23 protein-coding genes are annotated in these 23,356 nt (G+C 35.7%); 5 read left to right on the forward strand and 18 right to left on the reverse strand.

From position 1 onward, the window contains the following. Window positions 1–39 precede the first annotated feature (39 nt). The 4 genes from VB796_RS09495 to VB796_RS09510 form a co-directional block, all read right to left on the reverse strand. Complete coding sequence (locus tag VB796_RS09495) at window positions 40–474, reverse strand: TPM domain-containing protein (RefSeq protein ID WP_323346287.1); 435 nt, start codon at window positions 472–474, stop codon at window positions 40–42. Between the two features lie 102 nt (window positions 475–576). Then, complete coding sequence (locus VB796_RS09500) at window positions 577–1,170, reverse strand: LemA family protein (RefSeq protein ID WP_323346288.1); 594 nt, start codon at window positions 1,168–1,170, stop codon at window positions 577–579. A gap of 291 nt (window positions 1,171–1,461) precedes the next feature. After that, entirely contained in the window at window positions 1,462–2,949 is a 1,488-nt protein-coding gene (locus VB796_RS09505) for a DASH family cryptochrome (protein WP_323346289.1), read from the reverse strand. A 66-nt stretch (window positions 2,950–3,015) separates the two neighbouring features. Further along, window positions 3,016–3,738, reverse strand: coding sequence for a methyltransferase domain-containing protein (locus VB796_RS09510; protein ID WP_323346290.1), 723 nt, complete (start codon window positions 3,736–3,738; stop codon window positions 3,016–3,018). Window positions 3,739–4,032: 294 nt separating this feature from the next. Here VB796_RS09510 and VB796_RS09515 point away from each other — a divergent pair, with 294 nt between their 5' ends. Continuing rightward, complete coding sequence (locus VB796_RS09515; RefSeq protein WP_323346291.1) at window positions 4,033–4,821, forward strand: SDR family oxidoreductase; 789 nt, start codon at window positions 4,033–4,035, stop codon at window positions 4,819–4,821. Between the two features lie 57 nt (window positions 4,822–4,878). Here VB796_RS09515 and VB796_RS09520 read toward each other — a convergent pair whose 3' ends face one another. Next, window positions 4,879–5,310: an NUDIX hydrolase gene (locus tag VB796_RS09520; RefSeq protein ID WP_323346292.1), complete on the reverse strand. Its 432-nt coding sequence runs from the start codon at window positions 5,308–5,310 to the stop codon at window positions 4,879–4,881. Between the two features lie 132 nt (window positions 5,311–5,442). Here VB796_RS09520 and VB796_RS09525 point away from each other — a divergent pair, with 132 nt between their 5' ends. Continuing rightward, window positions 5,443–6,162, forward strand: coding sequence for a head GIN domain-containing protein (locus VB796_RS09525; RefSeq protein WP_323346293.1), 720 nt, complete (start codon window positions 5,443–5,445; stop codon window positions 6,160–6,162). Window positions 6,163–6,458: 296 nt separating this feature from the next. Here the strand turns inward: VB796_RS09525 and VB796_RS09530 are convergent, their stop codons facing one another. From VB796_RS09530 to VB796_RS09540, 3 genes are read right to left on the reverse strand one after another with little or no spacing between them, the layout of a single operon-like run. Next, window positions 6,459–6,998, reverse strand: a complete 540-nt coding sequence (locus tag VB796_RS09530) for a hypothetical protein (RefSeq protein ID WP_323346294.1) — start codon at window positions 6,996–6,998, stop codon at window positions 6,459–6,461. Beyond that, window positions 6,970–9,048 (reverse strand): hypothetical protein, encoded by a 2,079-nt coding sequence (locus VB796_RS09535; RefSeq protein WP_323346295.1) that lies wholly within the window; start codon window positions 9,046–9,048, stop codon window positions 6,970–6,972. Before VB796_RS09535 ends, VB796_RS09530 begins: the two co-directional genes overlap by 29 nt. Window positions 9,049–9,080: 32 nt before the next feature. Then, a complete protein-coding gene (locus VB796_RS09540; protein WP_323346296.1) occupies window positions 9,081–9,731 on the reverse strand; it encodes a hypothetical protein in 651 nt (216 codons plus the stop codon). A 221-nt stretch (window positions 9,732–9,952) separates the two neighbouring features. Between VB796_RS09540 and VB796_RS09545 the strand changes: the two genes are divergently transcribed. The 3 genes from VB796_RS09545 to VB796_RS09555 all read left to right on the forward strand — a co-directional run bounded on the left by VB796_RS09545 (window position 9,953) and on the right by VB796_RS09555 (window position 12,485). Further along, complete coding sequence (locus VB796_RS09545; RefSeq protein WP_323346297.1) at window positions 9,953–10,387, forward strand: helix-turn-helix transcriptional regulator; 435 nt, start codon at window positions 9,953–9,955, stop codon at window positions 10,385–10,387. Between the two features lie 72 nt (window positions 10,388–10,459). Continuing rightward, complete coding sequence (locus tag VB796_RS09550; RefSeq protein WP_416233522.1) at window positions 10,460–11,578, forward strand: Nif3-like dinuclear metal center hexameric protein; 1,119 nt, start codon at window positions 10,460–10,462, stop codon at window positions 11,576–11,578. A gap of 142 nt (window positions 11,579–11,720) precedes the next feature. After that, window positions 11,721–12,485, forward strand: coding sequence for a zinc ribbon domain-containing protein (locus tag VB796_RS09555; RefSeq protein ID WP_323346298.1), 765 nt, complete (start codon window positions 11,721–11,723; stop codon window positions 12,483–12,485). Between the two features lie 181 nt (window positions 12,486–12,666). Here VB796_RS09555 and VB796_RS09560 read toward each other — a convergent pair whose 3' ends face one another. From VB796_RS09560 to VB796_RS09605, 10 genes are all read right to left on the reverse strand, one after another. Beyond that, window positions 12,667–14,409, reverse strand: coding sequence for an OmpA family protein (locus tag VB796_RS09560; protein WP_323346299.1), 1,743 nt, complete (start codon window positions 14,407–14,409; stop codon window positions 12,667–12,669). Window positions 14,410–14,451: 42 nt separating this feature from the next. Continuing rightward, window positions 14,452–15,531 carry a hypothetical protein gene (locus tag VB796_RS09565; protein ID WP_323346300.1) on the reverse strand — a complete coding sequence of 360 codons (1,080 nt, stop codon included), beginning with the start codon at window positions 15,529–15,531 and terminating at the stop codon, window positions 14,452–14,454. Window positions 15,532–15,625: 94 nt separating this feature from the next. Further along, window positions 15,626–17,389: an STN and carboxypeptidase regulatory-like domain-containing protein gene (locus VB796_RS09570; protein WP_323346301.1), complete on the reverse strand. Its 1,764-nt coding sequence runs from the start codon at window positions 17,387–17,389 to the stop codon at window positions 15,626–15,628. A 143-nt stretch (window positions 17,390–17,532) separates the two neighbouring features. Then, window positions 17,533–18,543: a FecR family protein gene (locus VB796_RS09575; protein WP_323346302.1), complete on the reverse strand. Its 1,011-nt coding sequence runs from the start codon at window positions 18,541–18,543 to the stop codon at window positions 17,533–17,535. A 29-nt stretch (window positions 18,544–18,572) separates the two neighbouring features. Then, window positions 18,573–19,148, reverse strand: coding sequence for an RNA polymerase sigma-70 factor (locus VB796_RS09580; protein ID WP_323346303.1), 576 nt, complete (start codon window positions 19,146–19,148; stop codon window positions 18,573–18,575). A gap of 171 nt (window positions 19,149–19,319) precedes the next feature. After that, window positions 19,320–20,522 carry a DUF3570 domain-containing protein gene (locus VB796_RS09585; protein WP_323346304.1) on the reverse strand — a complete coding sequence of 401 codons (1,203 nt, stop codon included), beginning with the start codon at window positions 20,520–20,522 and terminating at the stop codon, window positions 19,320–19,322. Between the two features lie 305 nt (window positions 20,523–20,827). Further along, on the reverse strand, window positions 20,828–21,052 hold the full coding sequence (locus VB796_RS09590; protein ID WP_323346305.1) for a DUF4266 domain-containing protein: 225 nt from the start codon (window positions 21,050–21,052) through the stop codon (window positions 20,828–20,830). A gap of 162 nt (window positions 21,053–21,214) precedes the next feature. Beyond that, a complete protein-coding gene (locus tag VB796_RS09595) occupies window positions 21,215–22,141 on the reverse strand; it encodes an FAD:protein FMN transferase (protein WP_323346306.1) in 927 nt (308 codons plus the stop codon). Further along, window positions 22,141–22,584, reverse strand: a complete 444-nt coding sequence (locus VB796_RS09600) for a thioredoxin family protein (protein WP_323346307.1) — start codon at window positions 22,582–22,584, stop codon at window positions 22,141–22,143. The genes VB796_RS09595 and VB796_RS09600 overlap by 1 nt, the downstream gene beginning before the upstream one ends. 94 nt (window positions 22,585–22,678) lie before the next feature. After that, window positions 22,679–23,173, reverse strand: a complete 495-nt coding sequence (locus tag VB796_RS09605; RefSeq protein ID WP_323346308.1) for a Rieske (2Fe-2S) protein — start codon at window positions 23,171–23,173, stop codon at window positions 22,679–22,681. Window positions 23,174–23,356 lie beyond the last annotated feature (183 nt).

Below are 23,356 nucleotides of genomic sequence, written 5' to 3' on the forward strand. Positions count from 1 at the left end.
TCGGAGTACAATTCACGGGACAAAATCCCGTGCTACAATTTACCCAAACGAAATATCGTCAGGAAGTTCATTAACATCGTCGGATTGATAAGGGAAATAATGTTTCAATTGCTCTCCTGCTGAATGAATTCCTTTGACTAAACCTTCTGTATAAAGTCCTTGGGCAAAATGAGTTTTAAGTAAAGTTTTGGTCGATTCCCAGAAATTTTCGGGAACAACTTTGTCAATTCCTTTATCTCCTAAAACAGCAAATTTGCGGTCGTCAATCGACAGATAAAACAACACACCATTTTGTTGAGCAGTATTTGCCATGCCAAGATTCACGAAAACTTCGGCAGCACGGTCGAGAACATTTTCGGTGGCACAAACCTTTTCGATATGAATACGTATTTCACCCGAACTATTGAGTTCTGCGGCTTGAATAGCTTTGGTAATTTCTATTTTTTGGGAATCAGTAAAAAAATTTTGAGGCATGATTTTTCAGGAAAACAGTAAAGGGGAAAAGGTAAACGGTTCACGGTGAATGGTTCACTGTTTACCATGAACCGTTTACCGTGAACCGTTTACTCAAAAACATTATTTTGCACCACCAAAATCAACCGTTGGAGCTTTTGATGCACCTGCATCTGCTTCAAAATATCCTTTTGTAGCAAAGCCTGAGAAACCTGCAATTAAGCTATTAGGGAAGGTAACAATTTTGTTGTTATATCCTTTTACAGTATCATTAAAACGGTCTCTTTCTTCTTTGATACGGTTTTCAGTACCTTCTAATTGCGACTGTAATTCCGAGAAATTTTCAGTTGCTTTTAATTGAGGATAGTTTTCTGCAACTGCCATCAAACGTGATAATGAACCACTTAATTGACTTTGAGCAGCCTGATATTTTTGGATATTTTCAGGAGAAAGGTCATTGGCATCTAATTTAATTTGTGTTGCACTCGCACGTGCAGAAATTACATCGGTAAGCGTTCCTTTTTCAAAATTGGCAACTCCTTGCACCGTTTTTACCAAATTCGGAATTAAATCCGCACGACGTTGATAAGCTGTTTGTACTTTAGCCCATGATGCTTGTACATCTTGATTACTGGTAGCCATACCGTTTCTAACACCGATACCCCAGAATAATAATAAAGCTGCAATTCCTAATCCGATAAGAAGGTTTCTTGACATAGTTTTGATTAATTTTTAATTTGAATTTGTTTGAATTTGAAAATCAATTTTGAAACGATAAAAAAGCAATTTGGATACTCTCTAATCTGTTTTATTTATTGGTTCTTCAAATTCTGTCCAAATGTAGATATTTTTTTTACATCCAAACAAAATCTATGTTGAATATTTGAGTTTTAGGGGGTAACGGTTGTTTTTGAGTATGAATTAGAGATTTTGAAGGGAAAATAAATGAGCTTTACCACAGTATTTAATAAGTTTTAAAAATTGACAAAGTTCACATTTTCGTAAAATCTAACCTTTAATCCACTTTTTTATATCAACAATCGGATTTGGATAATCTACACCCAAACGCACGCCAAATTTCTTTTGTTCTTCATTTGTCAACAGTCCAACTAAATGTATTTTTTCGGCAGGAACTCCCGATAATTCTGGCAACCAATATTTTACGTATTCGCCTTTGCCGTCATAATTGGTTGCTTGTTTCAAAATATTAAAATAACGATTTTCTCGTGGGTCGTTGCCTACACCTGCAACATAAAGCCAATTTCCCCAATTAGAACAAACATCATAGTCAATCAACTGACTCTCAAACCAAGCGGCTCCCCAACGCCAATCAATTTGTAAATCTTTTACCAAGAAACTCGCCACATTTTGTCTTCCTCGATTCGACATAAAACCTGTTGCTAATAATTCTTTCATATTGGCATCTATTAAAGGCACGCCCGTTTCTCCTAAACGCCATTTTTCAAAGATGGGAAAAACCCCACCCAACCCTCCCCGAGAGGGAGGGCTTTTGATGTCGATAGCCCTCCCTTTCGGGGAGGGTTGGGTGGGGTTTTCTTTCAATCCAGACTTATAAAAGATTTTACTGCCAAATTTCATCGCAACAAATCGGAAATAATCACGCCAAATTAATTCAAAAATCAACCAATAAGTCGATTCATTTTGGGTGCGTTCGGCTTCATATTTCTTGATTTCTTCATAAATATACCTCGGGGAAATACAGCCATTAGCTAACCAAAGCGAGAATTTGGAAGAATAATCAAGTCCCAACATTCCATTCCGAGTTTCTTTATAGACTTTCAGCAGGTCTTTTTTCCAGAAATAATCATTCAAACGATTGATTCCTTCGTCTTCTCCACCACATAGGACGGCTTTCCAAGCTGTCTTTTCTACTGACAGGATAGAATCAATAGACTGATTTTGCAATGACAGGATGAAATCCTGTCCTACATCAATTTTCTCCTTAAAAACCAAATTTGTGGGCGTTTTAAAAACAGCACGAACTTTTGTATTTCGTTCAACCTTATTTCTAAATTGGGTAAAAATATCGGGTAAATTATCTACATCCATTGGCAAATCATCAACGTGATAAAGTGTTGATTGCCAGAATAATTTCATTTTTCGCCCATCCGCTTTTAGTCGTGTTTCTACTTCTGAATCCACGTCGATTTCTTCTTGCGTAACTTCTTCCGAAGTATAAACCTCATCGGCTTGAATTTCTTTAGCTAAAACTGGAATAATGTCTTCGGGGAAGCCCGTTCTGACGATAAGATTAGAATTGATTTTTTGTAAATTTTGACGAAGATTTTCCACCGATTCTATCAAAAACTGATGCCGTAATTCACCAGTTTTGGGGAATTCAAGATGATGTTCTTTAAAAATACGTGGGTCAAAAATATAGACAGGAATAACATCCGAAGTTTTTTCGGATGCCTTAAAAAGTGCTTCGTGGTCGTGAATCCGCAAGTCGTTGCGATACCAAAGTAAGATTTTCATTTCGAGAGACAGGCTTTAACCTGTAATTGATTGATTTTCTTCATCGCATACAGGCTAAAGCCTGTGTTACGAGAACAATACTACCTCCCAACGAAATGCCCATTTCCAACGAATAGAATACTTGGTAAAACCTGCTTTTTGAATAATTTTCTCTAAATCACTACGACGAAAAGCACGCCAAACAGACAATTTAGCGTCGTTCTTAACCAAATAAGATTTGAGAAAGAGTTTGGTAATCCAAGCGATGGAATGATAGGCAAACCAATGGCGGTGAATATCATTGATAACTATTCCGATACGACTTTGTTTTTTGAACTGCTTAAATATTTTGACCAAACTTTCATCGTCGAAATGATGGCAAAAGAGCGTCATGGTAATAATATCGAAGGACTTTTCTTTAAATTCTTCCGAGAAAATATTTTCGTGTAAATAACTTATATCTGGATAATTAGCGGTTCTTTTCTTGGCAAAATCTATCATAAAATCATTGGCATCAATCCCGATAAATTGAGATTTAATTCCTTTCTTTTTTGCCCAATTTGCCATTACCATTAGCATATCTCCTCCGCCACAACCAAGGTCGGCGATGGTTAATTGTGATTGGTGATTAGTGATTGGTGAATTGGAATTTGCTGTTAATTTCTTCAATCCACTAACCGTTACTTGGTTTCCGCCCAAATATTTATTGATGATGGCTAACTCTTCAAGATTCTGACGGAGAGCGTCATTGTCCAATTCGAGGTCGTCAATTAACTCGTTTTCGTTACTTCGGTATGATAGATTTGGCATATATTTGTAATTGTATTACGATTCTCCAGAATCGTAATTATTATACATTTTTTCGATTTTGGAAAATCGAAGTACATTTTTTTTCGATTTTGGAAAATCGAAGTACATTTTTTTTCGATTCTGGAAAATCGAAGTATATTTTTTTTCGATTCTGGAAAATCGAAGTACATTTTTTTTCGATTCTGGAGAATCGAAGCACATTTTTTTTCGATTCTGGAGAATCGAAGTACATTTTTTTCGATTCTCCAGAATCGAGATACAATTTTTCGATTTTGGAAAATCGAAGTACAATTTATGAATCTAAATTTAAAAAATAAAAACGCCATTGTATGCGGTAGTACGCAAGGACTTGGGCGTGCATCCGCCATTGAATTGGCTCTGTTAGGAGCAAATGTAACACTTGTTGCTCGGAATGAAGATACTCTTAATGAAACCCTTCATCGCTTGGATAGTTCACAGGGGCAGAAGCATTCTTATTTTGTTGCAGATTTTTCAAAACCCGATGAACTAAAATTAGGCATCGAAAATCATTTAAAGGCAAATCCACTTGTACATATTTTAGTCAATAATACGGGAGGTCCAGCGGGTGGAGCAATTATTGAAGCTGATTTGGCGGAATTTACCCAAGCATTTTCTAATCACTTGATTTGTAATCATATTCTTGTACAAGCCTGTGTGCCGAGTATGAAAGCTGAACAGTTTGGACGAATTATCAATATTATTTCTACTTCGGTAAAAGAGCCAATCAACGGTTTGGGCGTATCCAATACTACTCGTGGAGCAGTGGCTTCTTGGTCAAAAACACTGGCAAATGAGTTGGGGCAATTCGGAATAACGGTCAATAACGTTTTGCCAGGTTATACCAAAACGGCTCGTTTAGATTTTGTGGTAAATTCCAGAGCAAAATCTGCGGATATTGCAGTTGGTGAAGTTGCAGAAATGATGATGTCGGACGTACCTGCGGGACGTTTTGGCGAAGCCCATGAATTTGGAGCAGCCGTCGCTTTTTTGTGTAGCCCAGCCGCTGCATATATCAATGGTGTAAATTTACCCGTTGATGGTGGCAGATTGAGTTGTATATAATAAAATTCTTTCCCCTAATTTGCACCTTCAAATCAGGGGAAAGAATTTATCTGAAAGCTACTTCCATTCTTGTCTAATCTTGCCAATATACTCAAATCCTTGATTGAGAGCCTTTTGTAGTTCAAGTCCTACATTTGGGTACATATCCAATTGGTTCAGTTCTTCAATGGGTTGCCAAAGCACTTCCAAAGCTGAGGTTTCTTGTGGATTCAACACAGGCGTTCCATTCAAAATTTTTGCCCTAAAAACACAATGTAAAACGTCTTCTTTGCCTTCAGGCATGATGACATCACCCGTCAAAAGCATTTCTTCTAATTCAATATCAATCCCTAATTCTTCTTGTAACTCTCGCACAACGGTCGAGGCAAGCGTTTCTCCTTTATCCACATTTCCACCCGCTAAATTATAAACATCAGTATTGCCGTAACGATACCGCATCAGTAAAATTCGGTTATTTTCAACAATTGCTACACTTGGACGTACTTTCATATTTTTTGTGATTAAGTAGGGGTAAATTATTCTACCGATTGTCATACCAACGTTAAGGAAAATTCATTTTTTCTTCAAAACAACCTCAAAAACGTTATTCTGACAAACATAAAAATTAAACGCTTAGAAACGATGAAAAATCTATTAAAAACTTCGCTAATTCTTTTAATGGTTATACTCAATAGTTGTATCATTAAAGTTGACAATGACCCTTTGCCACAATCGGCGTATTATGAAGTACGGCAAAATTTCAATTTATCAAATTTCGATGGAATCAAAACTGGAAGTGCTTTTAAAGTAAATATTATTCAAGGAACTTATTACAAAGTCACTGCCATTGGTGATGAAACTGATATTGACGATTTGGATTTATACGTTCGTAATGGAACGCTTTATGGAGGTTACAGAAATAATGCTCGAAATAAACACTACACCATGAGAATTGACATTACCGTTCCCGCCCTTTCATCCGTTCAATTTTCGGGAGCAACAACGGCAGATGTTAGCGGTTTTTATACCAATACTTTTGATGTTATTTTATCGGGAGCATCCAAATTATTTCTGGATATAGACGTAACAAAACTTTACATGGATATTTCGGGAGCATCACAATTTACACCTTCGGGAGATGCTCAAAAAATATCAGGTGAAATCAGCGGTGCATCATTGTTAAATACGCTAAATTTCCCTTCCGACGAAATGGATATTAAAGTGTCGGGAGCAAGTTCAGCCCGTGTTGATGTCTATAAATACTTAAAAGTAAATGCTTCTGGAGCGAGTAGAGTCCGTTATAGAGGAAATCCTACAACCACCATTAGTACCTCTGGAGCAAGTACCGTTGAAAGAGATTAGTTTAGTTTTTAAATGAATGTGTTTTATGCCATTGTTTATGTTTTCACAAACAACAATTCATACTACAAAATATCAAAAAGAGGTCGCTGAAATAAATCAACGACCTCTTTTTGCATTTTTGGGTACTTATAAATCCTCTCATCGGGCTTGCTTTAGCACGGCTTGTTGGTGGAAAACACCAACAAGGGCGGGAATCTCTCCTCGGGGTGCTGCCCCCAGATGGCTGGTCGGGAGACCAGCCAAGGGGACGAGAGACCAGCCATCTGGCGGACACTTGCGCTAGATGAGGAAATACATCAATACTCCCCAGGTCTATCATGTCTTGGAATAATCACATATACGCCACCCTTCTCTTTTTCTAAAACACCACTTAACTTAGAAAGTATGCGTATAAACTTACCCTTTTCACTCTTTAATTGATTTTGAAAATCAGTGCAAGTCGTGTCATCTGGAATAGACCTAAAATATGGATAGGCAAATTTACAAACTTCATTCTTGGAAGTATGTTTGGGGATATGCCATAGTCCCTCCGTAGCATAGATATTTCTTTTGACTATGTTTATCACATTTGTATCTAAGTTACCATTTTGATCTATTTCAAAATCTTTTATCCGTCCTTTATAATCAACCGTAAAATAAAAAACAGCCCAAGACATTTCACAATGATTGATGTCGGTATATTTCATCGGACCAATACCTTTTTTTAGTAATCCTTCTATTCCCATTTTAGGAATAGAAGAATCTTGATAAATCCAAAATTTATGTCTTTCCTTTTGTGAATATCCACAATTAAAAAAAAGGAAAAGACTAATTACAGTGAGTGCCAGTTTGACCATTATTAGAGTTGTTTAAGTTTTTATGTAATCTAACGTAATTCTGAGAATGCCAATTTTCTTGTTCAGTCCGTTGTTTGTAAGCATCTGTATCTTGTAACCCATCCCAAATCATAGATTCTGCTATACTTTTATCTATCCCAAAAACTGAGTTTAAGTACTCTGTCATGGGTATAACATATTTTTGCGAGGTTATAGTATGATCTGTAAATTCATCTTCTCCAATATAAACGTGTAGCATTTCATGGATAATAATAAGGGCTATCAATTCTTTTGAAGCATCCTTTAATACTGCTGTATTTAATGTTATTACATCCCCTTCCGTGTAAGCTAAATCTTGTGCATTTACTCCTGTGAATACTGCTTCTTTTATTGTAAAATTATTGTTCCTACTTTTATTATAGTTCTGAAAAATGGAAGATATTTTACCTTTTAGATTGCTATCTTTTAGTAATGATAATGTATTTTTAAAACAGTTTGTTACAAGTAAGTCCTCAATTTTAGCACACTCATTCCCATACTGATCACTAACCACTGATGCCATTCTTGCTTGCCCTTGATTATTTGACTCTGGCATAATACCAGCACCACAAATAGAAGGTCCGCAAGGGCTTCCAAACTGGTCATAGCCAGTAGTTTCATTACAATCACGCCCACACTTATTTCCATATTGGTCATAGCCAGTTGCACTATTGCAAATAGAAGCACCACAGGGTTGATTATTTATATCTCGCCCATTTACACAGTTTTTACCTGAACTACCACCAGTTCCACCTCCGCCACCAGTTCCACCGCCACCGCCAGTTCCACCGCCACCACCAATTCCACCACCACCAGTTCCACCACCACCAGTTCCACCATCTCCGCCACCTGTACAAGAAGTTGAAGAAGAACATTCTGTACCTATAAGGACACAATCTACTCCATTTTCAGGATATGCAAGCGAATATGCACAAGAGTAAGTATCAATACAAGTGGTAGTTGTTACGCATACATTTGCTGTACTCATTGTTACAGGAGCCTCATTAACACATATACCTTCAAAAGGGTTACAACACATTCCTTCTCCATTAGGTAAATAACCAGCTGGACAACCACCAGTTCCACTGCCACTACCTTCTGTTGTAATTGAAGAAACTCTTGTTTCCGTTCTTATAAATCTTCCACTTGTTCCCCCTACAGTTTTACAATCTCCTGTAAAAGGGTTACAACACATTCCACTCCCATTTGGTAAATATCCTTCTGGACAACCTACATTTGTTGGAGTTGGTGTTGGTGTTGGTGTTGGTGTTGGTGTTGGTGTTGGTGTTACTACTCCCTCACTTACACATTCTCCTGTAAAAGGATTACAACACATTCCACTCCCATCTGGCAAATAACCAGCTGGGCAACCTGCTATACTTAACAATACAGGAGAGTTTGGTAAAGCAAAATTATCTACTTTTTTATTTTTAAAATTAGTGTTATAACCCCAATAATACACATTATTTTTACTTCCATTTTGCAAATAAATTTCTAATGTTCCCGCCGAAAGGGACTTATCAATCGAAACTGTTAATAATTCAGCATCATTCTTTGCTTCGCTACTGATAGGTTCTTCCCAAGTTTCTAATAGTTTTCCATGAGTATTTCGATACTGTATCCAAAGACCCGCTTGTGGTACATTCCTTGGTCTGTTTTTCCAAATACTTGGTAATATCGCTGTACTTACACTTAGGGGCAATAAAGGAGAAATACTATTTACTCCTTTTCCTTCAACCAAATTTACGTTGTTTAATTTATTACCTACGACCACACCTGCGGTCGCAATTGCTAAATTCGTCCAAAATTTTTGTAAATTTCCTGACCGATAACTTGCATAAAGGTTAATATCAACATTAGATACTAATGTTCCTTCTTTTATGTCAATTTTTTCTAAAAGAACTTGTTCATTCGATACAACTTTTATATTTGATTTACATTCCTCACAATACTTTTGAGCCTGTAAAGTATATTGACACATAAATAATAGTGTAACAATGATTATTTTAACAATTCTATATGATTTTTGCATAATTTCAAAATTTAAAGTCGAATTTTTATTTTTTATTGAGCCTTAGCGTTTTTTATTGCAGGACCTGTTGTCAAATAGAACAATTCTAAATTCCCATGTCCTTCTGTTTCTAAGTTCGCTTCTATCTGGAATAATCGTTCTCGAAACCACCCAGTTACAAGATTGATATTTAAAATACGTATTGGAGTTTCAAAGTAAACATAGGATGTCAGTAAATCTTCATTCACAGGAACGCCAACAACTCCCCATTTGATTATTTCTAAATAGCCATTTGTAAAATCATAAGAAAAAGTAATAGATGTCTCATGATCATAATTCAAGTCAGAGATACTTCCAACTTCATCAAATGTCATATTGACAACCTTTTCAGTCATTGGCATCGAAAAAACACCCTTAACAACCAAATTTTGTTTTGACCGAGGTCTAATCCAAACATCAGTGGTAACTGGTTTAGGGACTGATAAACTGTCTATGTGTGCAAAAAATCGACGAATTGAATTAGTATTTTTTAGTAGAATACAATTTTCACCTACGGTATTTTTCGTCTGTATTAGCTTTTGCTTAATGCCAGATATTTCAATTGGTTTTAAAACACTATGTGGAGAAATATCCTCTGAACGACAAGAAAAAAATGCTTGTAGTGACAAAAAAAATAGAAATGTTAAAATAGTAGATTTTTTCATTTTTGAGCGAGTTTATTCTGTGTATTTCTGCATCAAATTTCTCTCATCAATCATGAATAATTTGCATAAAAAACAGATATTTTATCCAAATTGATGAATAAAATATTCATCAGAAAAACTTTATTTCCACTTCGATATAATTACTTTTGCAAATATCACAACACTAATTTTTACATCTTATACTCAAATATTGACACTTAAACCTTAAATAACAGTTTATAATGAAAAAAACAATTCAAACCCCTACCTTTGAAAAAAGAATCACCATTAGAAATTTTAGAAAATTATTAAATGTAAAACAGGAAATATTAGCACCTGTTATGCAAGTTTCACAATCAACATTAAGCAGAATGGAGAACGAAGACAAAGAGTTAAATGCAGAACAGGTTGAAAAACTCATTAAAAGCCTTGGAATTAAACCAGAGGACATACTAAAACATGAAGGAAACATGGTGTTGATTGGTAATAATTTCAAACAAATCAAAGAGGTAAATTATAAACAAGATACATCAGAAGAAGAATTAAATTTATCCAAAATTGTCATTACAGAGTTGAGAGAGGAGATAAAGGAATTAAAAGCTCAAAATACAAAACATCTTCAACAGATTCAAAGGCTTTTTGAAATGTTGGAAGTGAAACATCACACAATGAACTAATTATTCTACTCGAATTTAAAATAATCACAAAACGTCTCGATTTTTTCTCTAAATTCGAGACGTTTTGTTTTAATGAATACCGAAAGAATGACCATCAAAGATATTACTAATTATTTGGAGCAACTCGCACCGCTTTCATACCAAGCCAGTTACGACAATGCAGGGTTAATTGTGGGTTATCCACAAACAGAAGTTACGGGCGTGTTGGCTACGCTTGATTGCACCGAAGAAATTATTGAAGAAGCTATCGCACGTAATTGTAACCTTATCGTGGCTCATCATCCCATCGTTTTTAAAGGCTTGAAACGGTTTAATGGCAAAAATTACGTAGAACGTGCCGTGATGCTCGCCATTAAAAACGACATTGCTATTTATGCTACGCATACTAATCTCGACAGCGTGAAAGGAGGCGTAAATTATATGATTGCGGAGAAATTGGGTTTAGAAAGACCTAAAATTCTATCTCCTCAAAAACAGATTTTGAAGAAATTAGTCGTTTTTGTTCCCATCGAAAACTCGCAAACGGTTTTGGATGCCTTACATTCGGCGGGAGCAGGACAAATTGGCGAATATAAAAATTGTAGTTTTCGGGTAGAAGGTACAGGTGCATTCACGCCTACGGGAGAAGCCAATCCGCACATTGGAACGCTCCATAAACCCGAAGAAGTACGAGAAAATCGCTTAGAAGTTATTTTTGATTCGCACCTTGAAAGCCAAATATTAAGAGCCTTAAAATCAGCACATCCTTACGAAGAAGTTGCCTATTATTTGAGTCTCTTAGAAAACGAGAATCAAGAGGTTGGTTCGGGCGTAATTGGCACATTATCAAATAGTTTATCAGAAAAAGATTTTTTAAATTATTTGGCAGAAAAAATGAACTTACAAACCCTCCGACATACGCCTTTGAGAGGTCGAGAAATCAAGAAAATTGCGGTCTGTGGTGGTGCAGGGGGCTTTTTATTAGGTGATGCTATCAGGCAAGGTGCAGACGTTTTCATCACTGCTGATTACAAATATCACGAGTTTTTTGATGCTGATAATCAAATCATCATCTGCGATATTGGACATTATGAATCAGAAGTTTACACAAAGGACTTAATTGTTAGGTATTTATCTGAAAAATTTAGTAATTTTGCGGTTCTCAAAAGTCAGGTCAATACCAATCCTGTCCGTTATTTTAGAAATTTGTGATTAGTGATTTAGTAAATTGTATTTGTAAAGGCATACGTTGTTCATTTTGTAAATTAAGCAACCTATTTTAAACCCAAATACAATTCATAACCGCTACGGCGGACCGTTCACAACTCACTGAATATAAACCAAATACAACCAAATGGCAGCAGTAGCAACCGAAACAACCATTGCTCAGAAGTTAGAAGCCCTATTGAAGCTTCAAAATATAGATTCATCTTTAGATGCTATCAAGAAAATGCGTGGCGATTTGCCAGAAGAAGTACGTGATTTAGAAGATGAAGTAGCAGGGATTGAAACTCGTATCAGTAAATTCAACAAAGAAATTGCTGCTTTAGATGAGGAAATTTCAAAAAACCGTAACGCTAAAAAAGATGCTGAGAAGTTGGTAAATAAGTACAAAGACCAACAAATGAATGTCCGCAATAACCGTGAGTATGATGCAATCTCGAAAGAAATTGAATTGCAACAACTTGAAATGGAATTGGCAGACAAACGTACTCGTGAGTTTGAATTCAAGATTTTGAACAAGAAAGACGATGTTTCTGAAACTGAAACACGTTTGAATACTCGTAAAAAAGACCTTGACGCTAAAAAGAAAGAATTAGATGTTTTAATTGCTGAAAGTGAAGACGACGAGCAGAAATTAAACAAAGACCGTGATAAAGCAGCAAAACACGTTGAAGAGCGTTTATTGCGTCCTTACGACAAATTACGTGGTAACTATCCAAATGGATTAGCCGTAGTTTTGGTAAAACGTGGTGCTTGTGGAGGTTGTTTTAGTGCAGTTCCACCACAACGTCAGGCAGATATTAAAGACAAGAAAAGAATCATCGTTTGTGAACACTGCGGACGTATTTTAGCAGATGTTGAAGACGTGATTATCATTGAAAAAGTTAAGAAATAATTTTTTATGTAACACAGACTTTAGTCTGTTTGGAAATGAAACAAACTAAAGATTGAAAAAACTAAGAGATATTTTTTTTTGAGTTACAAAAAAATCCCCATAGCAAAATGTTATGGGGATTTTTTTATGTAACTCAGACTTTAGTCTGTTTGATTTATATGCAGACTAAAGTCTGCGTTACTTAATTTATCTTAAACTGCACACGTCTATTTTTCGCTTTGTTCTCGTCGGTATCGTTAGGTACTAATGGTTGTGTTTCGCCGTAACCTTTGGCAGTCATTCTATCAACTTTAATTCCTTTGGTCGTTAAATAATCAACTACGGTTTTGGCTCTTTTTTCGGATAATTTCAAGTTAGAATCATCGTTTCCAACATCATCGGTATGGGCAGAAATTTCAACTTTAATTGTCTGATTTCCTTCTAATAAACTTACCAAGCGGTCTAACTCTTCGTTTGATTCTGGTTTTAACTCTGCTTTGCCCGTTTCAAAAGTAATATCTTGTAATTGAACAACGGCATCTTTTTTCAGAATCGCCAATGGTACTTTTTTCAAGCGGTCTTTAAAAACATCAGCAGTATCTGGCCTGAAAGCACGAGAGAAAAAGGCATAACCTAAAGCATTTGCCGCAAATTTATATTGTTTCCCTATTTCTACTGTCACCGTTGCAATGTCCTTTTCAACTTTCACTTCCAACAATTGCTTCGTCTCCACGTCCATTACTTTCACTTTGGGGTCTTTCAAAATGGCTTTGGTTTCTTTGTCCAATAATTGAAATTGATAAGGAATTTTCTTTGGTATTAGCTCAATATTTTTCTCAATATTATCAGTTTCTTTAGCCGTTGACATATCCATTGAGCCTTTATACGGAAAATAATCATTCAATGGTATTGTACTCAATTCGTACTTACTTCCAACCCGATAAATCATTGAAAATAAACCATTTGCATCAACAATCGTTGAAATAGCTTTTTCTTTTGCATTATTACTTTTTGAGGTAATTTTTGTAGCAATTGGCTGTTTTGTAATGGCATCAATTACTTTTCCATCCACCGTTACTAATTTATATTTTCGGTATTTGTCTGGAATTGTTACCGTATAAATATCACCTGCGGTGTAATAATACATCAAATCACCTGCGGCAGAAACCGACGCAAATTGGTCATCTTCTTCGGTATTAATGTACTCCAAATTTACGGGAGTCGCCCATGTACCATCATCCTCTTGAAAAGATTGATAAAGGTCAAAACCGCCAACGCCATCTTTCCGAACTGAACTGAAAATCAGGGTACGATTATCCGCCATGATGCGGGGTGATTTTTCACAATCTCCGTTGATGGGAGCAGGTAATTTCTCGGCTACGCCCCAAGTGCCATCTTCTTGTTTTTTGGAAGACCAAATGGTGTAACAAAGTGCTTTATCCTTACGTTTTGAGAAATTATCACGGATAAAATATAAAGTTTTTCCATCTGCCGCAACCGATGGAAAACCTTCATAAGCTTTGGTATTGATATTGTTCCCAACAGGTTTGGGAGCAGACCAATCTGTGCCATCCCAATTGGAATGATAGATATCCATATCACCCTGACCACCGTCAAAAGATGAAAAGAAGAAGAGTGTTTTACCGTCGTAACTAATAGAAGGCCCACCAATTAAATCATTTTCGCTGGCTACTTTGTTAATATTGACAATGGGTTTGGGTGGAGTCCATTTATTTTTTTCATTTTTGGTGGTGTAATATAATTCCCACTTCCCCTCTCCCGCTCTATCCGTCTCAAAAATCATTGTTTTGTTATTGGCACTAATTGATGGTGCGTACTCATTGAACTGCGGAGAATTGACTGGCGGGCCCAAAGGGCGACGTATTTGTGCCTGAGCATTAGCCAAAATTCCAAGCGAAAGGAGTGTTAGTAGGCTTTTTTTCATGTTTGTCTTTTTGGTAAGTATGGTGATATTTCATTGCGTTTTTTATTTCATGCAATTATCCATGAATAATTTTTCAGCTTTTTTTTGTCCTTTTTGGGCTAAATAGCTCCAATCTAAACACGCATTTTTATTGACTTTTAAGGCAAAATAACTTTCTGCACGTTTGAAAAGCGGCTCAATATCTTCATCTTGCATTAGAATACACTCTGTATAAAGTTTTATGGCTTTGATGTATTCTTTTTTTTCAAAAAAACGATTGGCTCGCTCTTTCTTGATAAGGAAAACCTCTGTGTCAAAATTATCAATTGTCTCTCCTTCGGCATCATACCTAAAAACATAATTGAATAATATTTCTACTTTTTTGTTATTGTATTCTGCTGGTTTCCAGTTCTTTTGTGTTTGATAAACCGCTTGTATTAACCGTTCATTATAACTTGAATCACTACTCACTTTTACAACGGCATCTTTTACTTCTCCTTTTTTACCTACGGAAAAAGATACGCTAAAGTTGCCTTTCTTTTTGGCAGGAAAGGCAAAATGTTTTTCAATAAAATTGTAGGAAGCCTCATAAGTATCATCAAAGTTTTCAAGTGGGACAAGATAACCTTGTGTCTCATTCTTAAAAGTAGGAAAAATATGCTCATTGAAAGCATACGCAGTATCTCCATTAACCAAAGTTCGGACGAATGGCTTGATGAATTGTCGGTAAAAATATTCTCCTGAGCTTTCGGTAGTTACCATATATTGATACCTAATCAACTCATTTTCAAGCTTATTTTCATTAATTTCACTAAAAGCGAGCTCATAATCAGTTAGTTTTTCAATGGCATAACGAGTCCCATCAATCACAATGATATTACTTGATATGGCATATCGTGCTTGAATTGCCTTACTCCCAAAAATAACAACACTACCTCCGCCTTTCTTAAAAATAATCATAGAAGCTGTTTTTCTGGCAACATTTTCATCTTGCAATTGACTTCCATCTTTGGCATCTATCCGATATTTAACCCATGACCTAATAATTTTTTGCTCAATTTTGAGTTGTTCCTCCGCTAAAGATTGAGCGTAAACCTGCCGACAAAAAGTGAAAATGATGAAAAATATTAATTTGGATTTCATATAATTGAGCAGAAATGTAGTTTTAGTATCAGCGTTAAAGTAATTGTAATTTATTTTTTCAATTTGCACATTTTCAAACATTTATCCTAACAAATCATCTTGAACGTATGCGTATTCCCATTTGAAAACCTATCCAGAAAGATGATTTTTCAGTTGCGGCAAGTGGCTCAAAAGCAGGAATTCTATTAAAAGGTTGGGCTTGCCAATTGGCTGAATTATATTGGTTGATAATGAGGTATTTAATAGATGGGCCTAAGGTTATGGCAACGTTCTGAGCTATTTGTTTTTCAAACATCATATCAAATTTCCAAAGGGCTGCAACATTTGGACTTAAATCATCATATTCTACCAAAATATTGGCAGTTAAATCAGTATTAAACATCCATGCACGCCCCAATTCGTAGGCTCTACCCATGCCATAACCCAATCCAAATATTTCTCTGGGTCTTAAAAAATTATAATGAAGAGCTAAAATATTGTAAAACTTTTTAACACCTGTCTTAAAAGTAAATGTAGCGGTTTCATTTTCATCAATTGCTAATTCCAACCGTTTGTAGCCTGTTCCGTTTCCAACAAAACTCAAAAAACCAATTGGAGTGGTATCCGTTGAATCACAGATATTTATCAAACCAATTTGCTTTCCTCCTTTCAATACTCGATGAGCAAAATTTATAGGGGCAATTTGCCAACCACTCGACTCTTTTATGACGGTATTTAAACCTGCTGATAATTGTACACCTGACTCATTATGTCCTGCAATATTGAGTAAACTACTACTTTGTAAGCCCGAAAGAGTTCCACCAGCAATATTGGCTAAACCTGCCAACTGAACGCCCTGTACATCATTACGGATACCATTTATTAAACCTCCTACCTCTAATTTCCGTACTCCACCCGCATAACCCATCAAAAGATTTATAGAATAATCATTCTTAATACTTCCAGAAAGTAAACGGTTAGTGCCTAAAAATGGCAAAACCGAAAATTGATAGTTTCGGCTTAAGGAATCTTTAATATTTTGGGCATTTATTCGCTGAGAACGGCTCACGAGAACTTTTCCTAAACGCTTTTTGAACATATCCCATCGGCTTTCATAAAGAGTTGAATCAAAAATTGGGGAGGTTGGAAATATACTTTCGTCGGTAATATCGGGGAAAGCATTTGGGGAAACAGGTAAAATTAATGAGGACTCCTCATGCTTGGGTTTAAGATTTTTATAGGAATCCATCTTCTCAATTGAATTATCTTCAATGGGTGGATTGAAATGTGTTTCTCGTTTAATAGGCTGTAAACGAATATCTTGATAGGAGTTTTGAGAAGATTTTATCAAGATACTTTCTTGCTCGTAATTGGGACAAGAGATGGTTAATCTAATCGGCAACTGATTCTGATACAGTTTAATCCGATAAAAACCATATTGATTTGTGATACTCGACGATAAACTTTTTCTGTCATAGACTGTAACTTTCCGCAACGGTTTATCGCTTTGGTCGTCGAGTACATAACCAGTCAAAACAAAGGTTTTTGCTTTCTCTGTTTGTTCATTTTTTTGTAGAATGAGATACTGCCCACGAGCTTTATAATTGAGTGTTCCCTTAAAAATTCGACTTAAAACCTCCCGAACTGGTTTATTGGTAATCGTTAAATCAATTCTATCATTAACCTCAATGATTTCTGAATTATAGGAAAAAGAGAAATCACCTTGTTTCGCAATCATGTCCAAAACATTTGAAACACTTACATTATTGACTTTTAAACTTATGGAACGCTCAAGGATGGGAGTTTGAGCAAAAGTGAAAAACTTTATACAAAAGAATTGGGCAAATAAAAATAAATATTTGAAGGAGTAGCGTTTCATGTAAATAGTAGGAAATTGAAACAGGAAACCCCGTCTGAGTTAGCGTTATTGGCAATTAGGTCTTGGATACAGTTTCACGGAAGCTCTTTCCATGATTTTAGAACAGTTCAATTCACAGGAAGGATTCCTGTGTTACGTATTTATTACTCACAACCTTCTCCACTCAAAATAATACGATCATCTTGATATTGAATTTTCAGATTAAAAGTCTCCGCAATTACTGTAATGATATTCTCTAAATTCTCATGCTCGAATGAAGCGGTTAACTTACAATTTTTAATTTTGTCTTGGCTTATAATAATTTGTATATCATATTTTTGCGATAAGATTTCGGTAACCTCTGCCAATGATTTTTTCTCAAAAATAAAAGATTTAGCATTTGCCTGTACATCAGTATTTCTGTCTAAATCTTCCGATTTGACAATGGTATTGACATTAGCCAAAACCTCTGCTTTTTGACCTTTCTCTAAGATAACATGACTATTATTTTTTGAAAACTGCACTCGCCCCGTTTTCACAACTACCTGAACTTGTGCATTATAAGCTCGTACATTAAAAGAAGTCCCTAAAACTTTCACATCCGTTCCTTGCGTGTGAATAATAAATGGATGAGCATTATCATGGTGTACATCAAAAAAGCCCTCTCCTATTAAATTGACTTCTCTATTTTCACCTTCAAATTTTACAGGATAAGTTACCGTTGAGTTTTTGCTCAAAATAATTTTTGTACCATCAGGTAAAACTCGTTCAACTGATTGATTGCCAGATTGGAAGGTTAAAACATCATTTTTGGGTGTAGCAAATTGTTTAGCCGCAACATACCAAAGTCCAAATAAAAGTACAAAAACGGCTGCAATTTTCAAGAAATTAGTCACCCAATTGAGTTTTTTAAGGGGTCTTCTTTCTGATAAATCAACTACTTCAATCTTCTCTTTTTTCGTAATATTCAATTTCTTCCAAGCCGCATCCACATCAACTTTTTGTTGATGCTGAACACCCTTTACGCCATCCCAAATTAATTTAGAATGGTCAAAAGTCTTTTGATTGTCCTCAGACGCAATTATCCACTCGCTAATCGTATCAGATTCGTGAGCATCAGTCTCGTCGGCAAGATATTTTGCCAATAAGTCGTCTATGGTCTGGTCTTGGTTCATGTTTATTTTTTATTTGTACCTGCGATGTATTAAAAAAACATCATCATAAATAACAGAATTGGCAGATAATCCGACAATTCTGTACGCATAATTTTCAATGCTTTTCCTATTTGATTTTCTACTGTTTTGATAGAAAGTCCTAAACGGTCGGCAATTTCCTGATACTTTAATTCCTCAAAGCGACTCATTTTAAAAATCAGTCGGCATTGTTCTGGAAGTTTTTCAAGAGCATTCGCAATTCTACTTTCTAATTCTACTTTATCCAAAATATCTGTTGCAGAATCATGTGTATTTTCTAAATAATCGCCTACATATTGACGGTAAGTTTCTTGAATTTTCAAATGCTTTAACCTATTCAAACAAGTATTATGGACGGCACGATACAAGTATGATTTTAGCGAAACATTTATTTCAATTTCTTCTCTTTGTTCCCAAAATTTCAGAAAAATACTTTGGACAACCTCCTCGGCATCATCCATATCTTTCAAAATACCACAGGCATAATTGCACAGGGTTTGATAATGTTTTTTGAAAATTGTTTCAAAAACACGTTCATTACCCTGACGGATAGCCAATAAAATATCTGAATCTTGAATTTGTATCATGTAAAGAGGTGAAGCTATATGCTTTCCGCAAAAATACAATTCCTCTCTGATATTTCATCTTTATGACAATCTAATTTAATTTTACCCCTATTACAAAAGAGGGAAGAATGATTAAATTCTCCCCTCTTTTTACTTATTTGTTAGGAATACCCTAATCTCTATTTCTATATATTATTTCATCTTCATGTGCAAGGTCACGATATTGGCAACCATACCTGTTGAACGTGTATAATGTCCATATCGAAGTTCTACACTTGCCCAATGTTTGATGCCCAAAACACCATTTACAGGGGCTAAACGAACTCCTGTTCCTAAAAAGTTGGTAGTCATTCCAGAAATATCGTAGTCGCTGGTATAATATGTTTCAGCGGGAGCGTGTTTTCCATAAGCGGCAAAATATTTCACGGCAGTTTGCTTACTAAAACGATAAAATGGCGTTAATGAAACAAATGGCGTTAATTTATATGAACCTTCCATATTTACGGTGTGGGCAGTCATGCCCCAATTATCCATATAATATCGGTAAAAGCCTTTCAATACTACATTATCACCCAGAAAATAACTGGCTCTTAGGGCAATTGGCAATTTAAAACGAGTGCCAGGTAATTTTTCAGCCGTCATGGTATTATCCGTAAAATATACTCGGTGAAATGAGGTACTCAAAAACCCTTCTTGATATGATGGCTCTGCCACTAACATGAGTTGTAAACGCTCATTAATCACCTGCGACAATGACAATGCCAGTGCATAAGAATTTCGGGGTTTTGTTCCACCCGTTCCACTCCTACCCGATGAATTAGTTGATGTTCTGAGTTCGGTGGGTAAAATAATAGTTGCTTTATCAAAAAAGGCACTTGCTTTTATACTAAACTCTCGGTTATTATCTTTTGATGCTTTTGCCCAACTTGCTGTAAAACCATGTGATTGATAGTCAAATTCTTTTGAAAATGAATATGCCAAACCTTTGGTTATACGAGTATTGGGGTCTTTCATACTCCATGCAATGGATGGATAAATATGAAGGTCTGCCGCTGAAGCTCCCGAAATTGAGCGTGGGTCAACATTATCCGAAGATGCTGAGGTGTAATAATCTAAGTTCAAATCAACAGTAATATTATGCTGACGATTTTTTTTGTCATAAGTTGACATTTTCAAGTCAAATGAATTAGCATAATCAGTCAATTGTTCTGTACCAATTCCACCCGTTACGGCAGAATTGTTCCCATCTTGTTGATAGTAACTTGACACAAGATTGATTTCATCAATTTTTAGTTTTCGTTTTTCGTAAGCATTTTCTTCTCCAGAACTACTTTGTGCGGAAGTTCTGAATAACATACTCACTAATAATCCAGCAGTTATTATTATTTTTTTCATTTGATTCTGTTTAATTGATAATGGATAGGTTTTAGGAATTAGGGTCGCACAGGAAGATTTATTTTACCAAATTCTAAACCCTATATGAACTGGTTAGTTATATTGTACCCAATTAATGATTTCACAATCCCTGTAAATCTATGTGTTCTATTTTCTCTACATGGTTTATTTTATTACCATTGAGGTAGGATAGAAAACATAGAATTTTAAACGTTTCGTTTTAGTAAAGCATTTTGTTGCAATAGTTAACACTAATATGAGTACAATTTAACTAACCAATTCACCTATAAACTAAGCCCTACATCTTAATTACACCCACATCCTCCTCCACTTTTGCCACCATTTCCACCTGCTGCACCTTCTCGATATAGGTAAAAACTGGTTTCAAATTTTTCTGCTTTTCGGGCGGATAATTCCATTTCAGAATCATTAATTCTACTTTTTTGGTATTCCTTCACGCTCACACATGAAGACAATCCCAATACGCCTAAAGCAAAAAAAAGCGATTGTTTAAAGAGTTTCGATTTCATATTTTTTGATTTTTGATTGGCACGCAGGGTTTGGTAATTGGTTATTAGTTATTGGTAAATTTGTAGTGTATTTATCAATAGAAAGCATTGCTGAATATAACTGACTGGTAATAAACATCTTACCATTTTCCAATCACGAATAACCAATTACTTAAATTTCATCTATCGGATATTAATATTTTTGCTGGTGAACATTTTATCGTGGTCATCAATAATTACACAGGCAATTCCTTTAATTTGATTGATAAGGTCTAAGCCAACTTTTATGCCCATAACCGTTACGGGTGTGGCGAGTGCATCGGCAATTTCGGCATTGGGAGCAATAATAGTTACACTTTTGATGCCTGTTACTGGCAAACCCGTCTGAGGATTGATGGTGTGCGAGTATCGTTTTCCGTCTATCATTACAAATTTTTCGTAATCTCCAGAAGTCGCAACTGCCATATTACTGATATTGAGATATGAAAATGGTCGGTTTTTATGATTGGGGTCGGCAATACCGATAGTCCATTGCTTGCCATCGGGCTGAAGTCCCCACGTTGTTAAATCTCCCGAAGCATTCACAATTCCGCTTTTTACGCCTTCTTGAATCATCAATCTTTTAGCCATTTCGGCAGCGTAACCTTTCCCAATTCCTCCAAAACCTATTCTCATTCCTTTTTCCTGTAAGAAAACAGACGAATCATCCTTATTTAAAATAACCTTCTGATAATCAATCAATTCAACCATCTTTAAGGCAATTTCTCTCTCAGGAAGAGCTATCATTTTAGCATCAAAATTCCAGAGGCTCTTGTCAATTGAGCCATAGGTAATGTCAAATGCACCTTGTGTGAGGGCTGAAATACGGAGCGAGCGTTGGATAAGTTCAAAAACTTCATTATCAACTTTTACGGGAGCAATTCCTGCATTTTCATTGATTTTATTGGTTTGGCTATCGGGTTTGAAGGTGGTTAATAATTGTTCTATCCGACTGATTTCGGCAATGGCTGAATCAATTCTTTCATTTGCCCAATTTTCATTTTCGGAAACAACACTTAATTCAAACCGATTACCCATCAGTTTTTGAACTCTCGAAAATATTTGTGTCATTACTTCAATTTCACCAATTGTTCGATTTCAACTTTCAAATTTGCTATCGTCATATTGGCGGTATAACCTTCCCAAGATTTGACGATTTTACCATCGGCATCAATCAAAACGGTATAAGGAAATTTACCTTGATTATTGTATTTTTCGGCGAGTGCTTCGTTGTGTTTGGTAAGTTCGGGCGAAAGACGATTTTTCTTGTTTCTTGGAAAATCAGCTCTCACTAATACCAATTTATTGTCAGCATATTGTAAGAATTCGGGAGAATCCAACACTTCTTTTTTTAGTTTTATACAAGGCCCGCACCAATCTGAACCCGAAAAATTCAACAAAATATATTTGTGCTGACTATTGGCTTCTGTTTTGGCTTTGGCAAAATCAGTCGTCCATTCTATTGGCGATAAAAAAGATAGAGAAAGAAAAAATACGATGCTCAATAATTTCATGACTTAATAAAGGAGTTTTAGTGTTATGGTAAGCGATTTGCGAAAATAAACGAATGTTAGATACGATTGATACGTTCGCTTTTCGCTATGTTTTCTATGAATAAACCACAACTAATTTTCCATCTGTTGCGACTTTGTAAGCTGTAATTCCTTTACTTCCGTTGGCATTAAGTCCTTTTCCTGTAAGGTCAAATCTTGCACCGTGGTCTGTACAATAAAATTCTCCTTGACTAAAAATAACTTTACGTTTTGGCTCATGGCTGCACAAATTTGTCACTGCTGCAAATGTTCCTGCACTTACTTGAGCTACCACAATATTATTAGAAATCACGTATCCTCCCACCGTTTTGAGCTTTGATGTTGAGGTTGAAGAAATATCAACTTTCACTAAAGGATTGGTAATTTTATCCAATTCTGATGTTCCAGTTACGGGTGTAACGGGTACTGTTGGCGTGGTGACAGTGGTAGCACCTACATCAATTCTTGGAGCATCCAACACAGCATCTTCTGCCTTAGTGCAAGATGTTAAGGCGGCCATCAAAGCCGCACCTGAAAAACCTAATGATTTGAGAAATTCGTAGCGAGTCATAGTTTTGAATTAATAATGGATATCGTAATGTATTGGCTTTGTTACAGAAACTGTTTAATTAGATTTTCAAAAGTTGCTCAAAAATTATCCAATGCACTGAAAATGAGATACTTAAATAATGAAAAACAAATCAACAACTCTATTTTAACCAAGAATACACCTTTTCAGTATTTCTTATTGCCT

Origin of the sequence: Arcicella sp. LKC2W (assembly GCF_034931005.1) — a bacterium.
Lineage (GTDB): Bacteria > Bacteroidota > Bacteroidia > Cytophagales > Spirosomataceae > Arcicella.

Excerpts from the sequence above, each read along its gene's own strand:
- VB796_RS09505 (WP_323346289.1), bottom strand. The coding sequence starts at position 2,949 with ATGAAAATCTTACTTTGGTATCGCAACGACTTGCGGATTCACGACCAC.
- VB796_RS09510 (WP_323346290.1), bottom strand. The coding sequence starts at position 3,738 with ATGCCAAATCTATCATACCGAAGTAACGAAAACGAGTTAATTGACGAC.
- VB796_RS09515 (WP_323346291.1), top strand. The coding sequence starts at position 4,033 with ATGAATCTAAATTTAAAAAATAAAAACGCCATTGTATGCGGTAGTACG.
- VB796_RS09560 (WP_323346299.1), bottom strand. The coding sequence starts at position 14,409 with ATGAAAAAAAGCCTACTAACACTCCTTTCGCTTGGAATTTTGGCTAAT.
- VB796_RS09580 (WP_323346303.1), bottom strand. The coding sequence starts at position 19,148 with ATGATACAAATTCAAGATTCAGATATTTTATTGGCTATCCGTCAGGGT.
- VB796_RS09550 (WP_416233522.1), top strand. The coding sequence starts at position 10,460 with ATGAATACCGAAAGAATGACCATCAAAGATATTACTAATTATTTGGAG.
- VB796_RS09555 (WP_323346298.1), top strand. The coding sequence starts at position 11,721 with ATGGCAGCAGTAGCAACCGAAACAACCATTGCTCAGAAGTTAGAAGCC.
- VB796_RS09590 (WP_323346305.1), bottom strand. The coding sequence starts at position 21,052 with ATGAAATCGAAACTCTTTAAACAATCGCTTTTTTTTGCTTTAGGCGTA.
- VB796_RS09525 (WP_323346293.1), top strand. The coding sequence starts at position 5,443 with ATGAAAAATCTATTAAAAACTTCGCTAATTCTTTTAATGGTTATACTC.
- VB796_RS09585 (WP_323346304.1), bottom strand. The coding sequence starts at position 20,522 with ATGAAAAAAATAATAATAACTGCTGGATTATTAGTGAGTATGTTATTC.
- VB796_RS09595 (WP_323346306.1), bottom strand. The coding sequence starts at position 22,141 with ATGACACAAATATTTTCGAGAGTTCAAAAACTGATGGGTAATCGGTTT.
- VB796_RS09535 (WP_323346295.1), bottom strand. The coding sequence starts at position 9,048 with ATGCAAAAATCATATAGAATTGTTAAAATAATCATTGTTACACTATTA.
- VB796_RS09530 (WP_323346294.1), bottom strand. The coding sequence starts at position 6,998 with ATGGTCAAACTGGCACTCACTGTAATTAGTCTTTTCCTTTTTTTTAAT.
- VB796_RS09545 (WP_323346297.1), top strand. The coding sequence starts at position 9,953 with ATGAAAAAAACAATTCAAACCCCTACCTTTGAAAAAAGAATCACCATT.
- VB796_RS09565 (WP_323346300.1), bottom strand. The coding sequence starts at position 15,531 with ATGAAATCCAAATTAATATTTTTCATCATTTTCACTTTTTGTCGGCAG.
- VB796_RS09500 (WP_323346288.1), bottom strand. The coding sequence starts at position 1,170 with ATGTCAAGAAACCTTCTTATCGGATTAGGAATTGCAGCTTTATTATTA.
- VB796_RS09570 (WP_323346301.1), bottom strand. The coding sequence starts at position 17,389 with ATGAAACGCTACTCCTTCAAATATTTATTTTTATTTGCCCAATTCTTT.
- VB796_RS09575 (WP_323346302.1), bottom strand. The coding sequence starts at position 18,543 with ATGAACCAAGACCAGACCATAGACGACTTATTGGCAAAATATCTTGCC.
- VB796_RS09600 (WP_323346307.1), bottom strand. The coding sequence starts at position 22,584 with ATGAAATTATTGAGCATCGTATTTTTTCTTTCTCTATCTTTTTTATCG.
- VB796_RS09540 (WP_323346296.1), bottom strand. The coding sequence starts at position 9,731 with ATGAAAAAATCTACTATTTTAACATTTCTATTTTTTTTGTCACTACAA.
- VB796_RS09520 (WP_323346292.1), bottom strand. The coding sequence starts at position 5,310 with ATGAAAGTACGTCCAAGTGTAGCAATTGTTGAAAATAACCGAATTTTA.
- VB796_RS09605 (WP_323346308.1), bottom strand. The coding sequence starts at position 23,173 with ATGACTCGCTACGAATTTCTCAAATCATTAGGTTTTTCAGGTGCGGCT.
- VB796_RS09495 (WP_323346287.1), bottom strand. The coding sequence starts at position 474 with ATGCCTCAAAATTTTTTTACTGATTCCCAAAAAATAGAAATTACCAAA.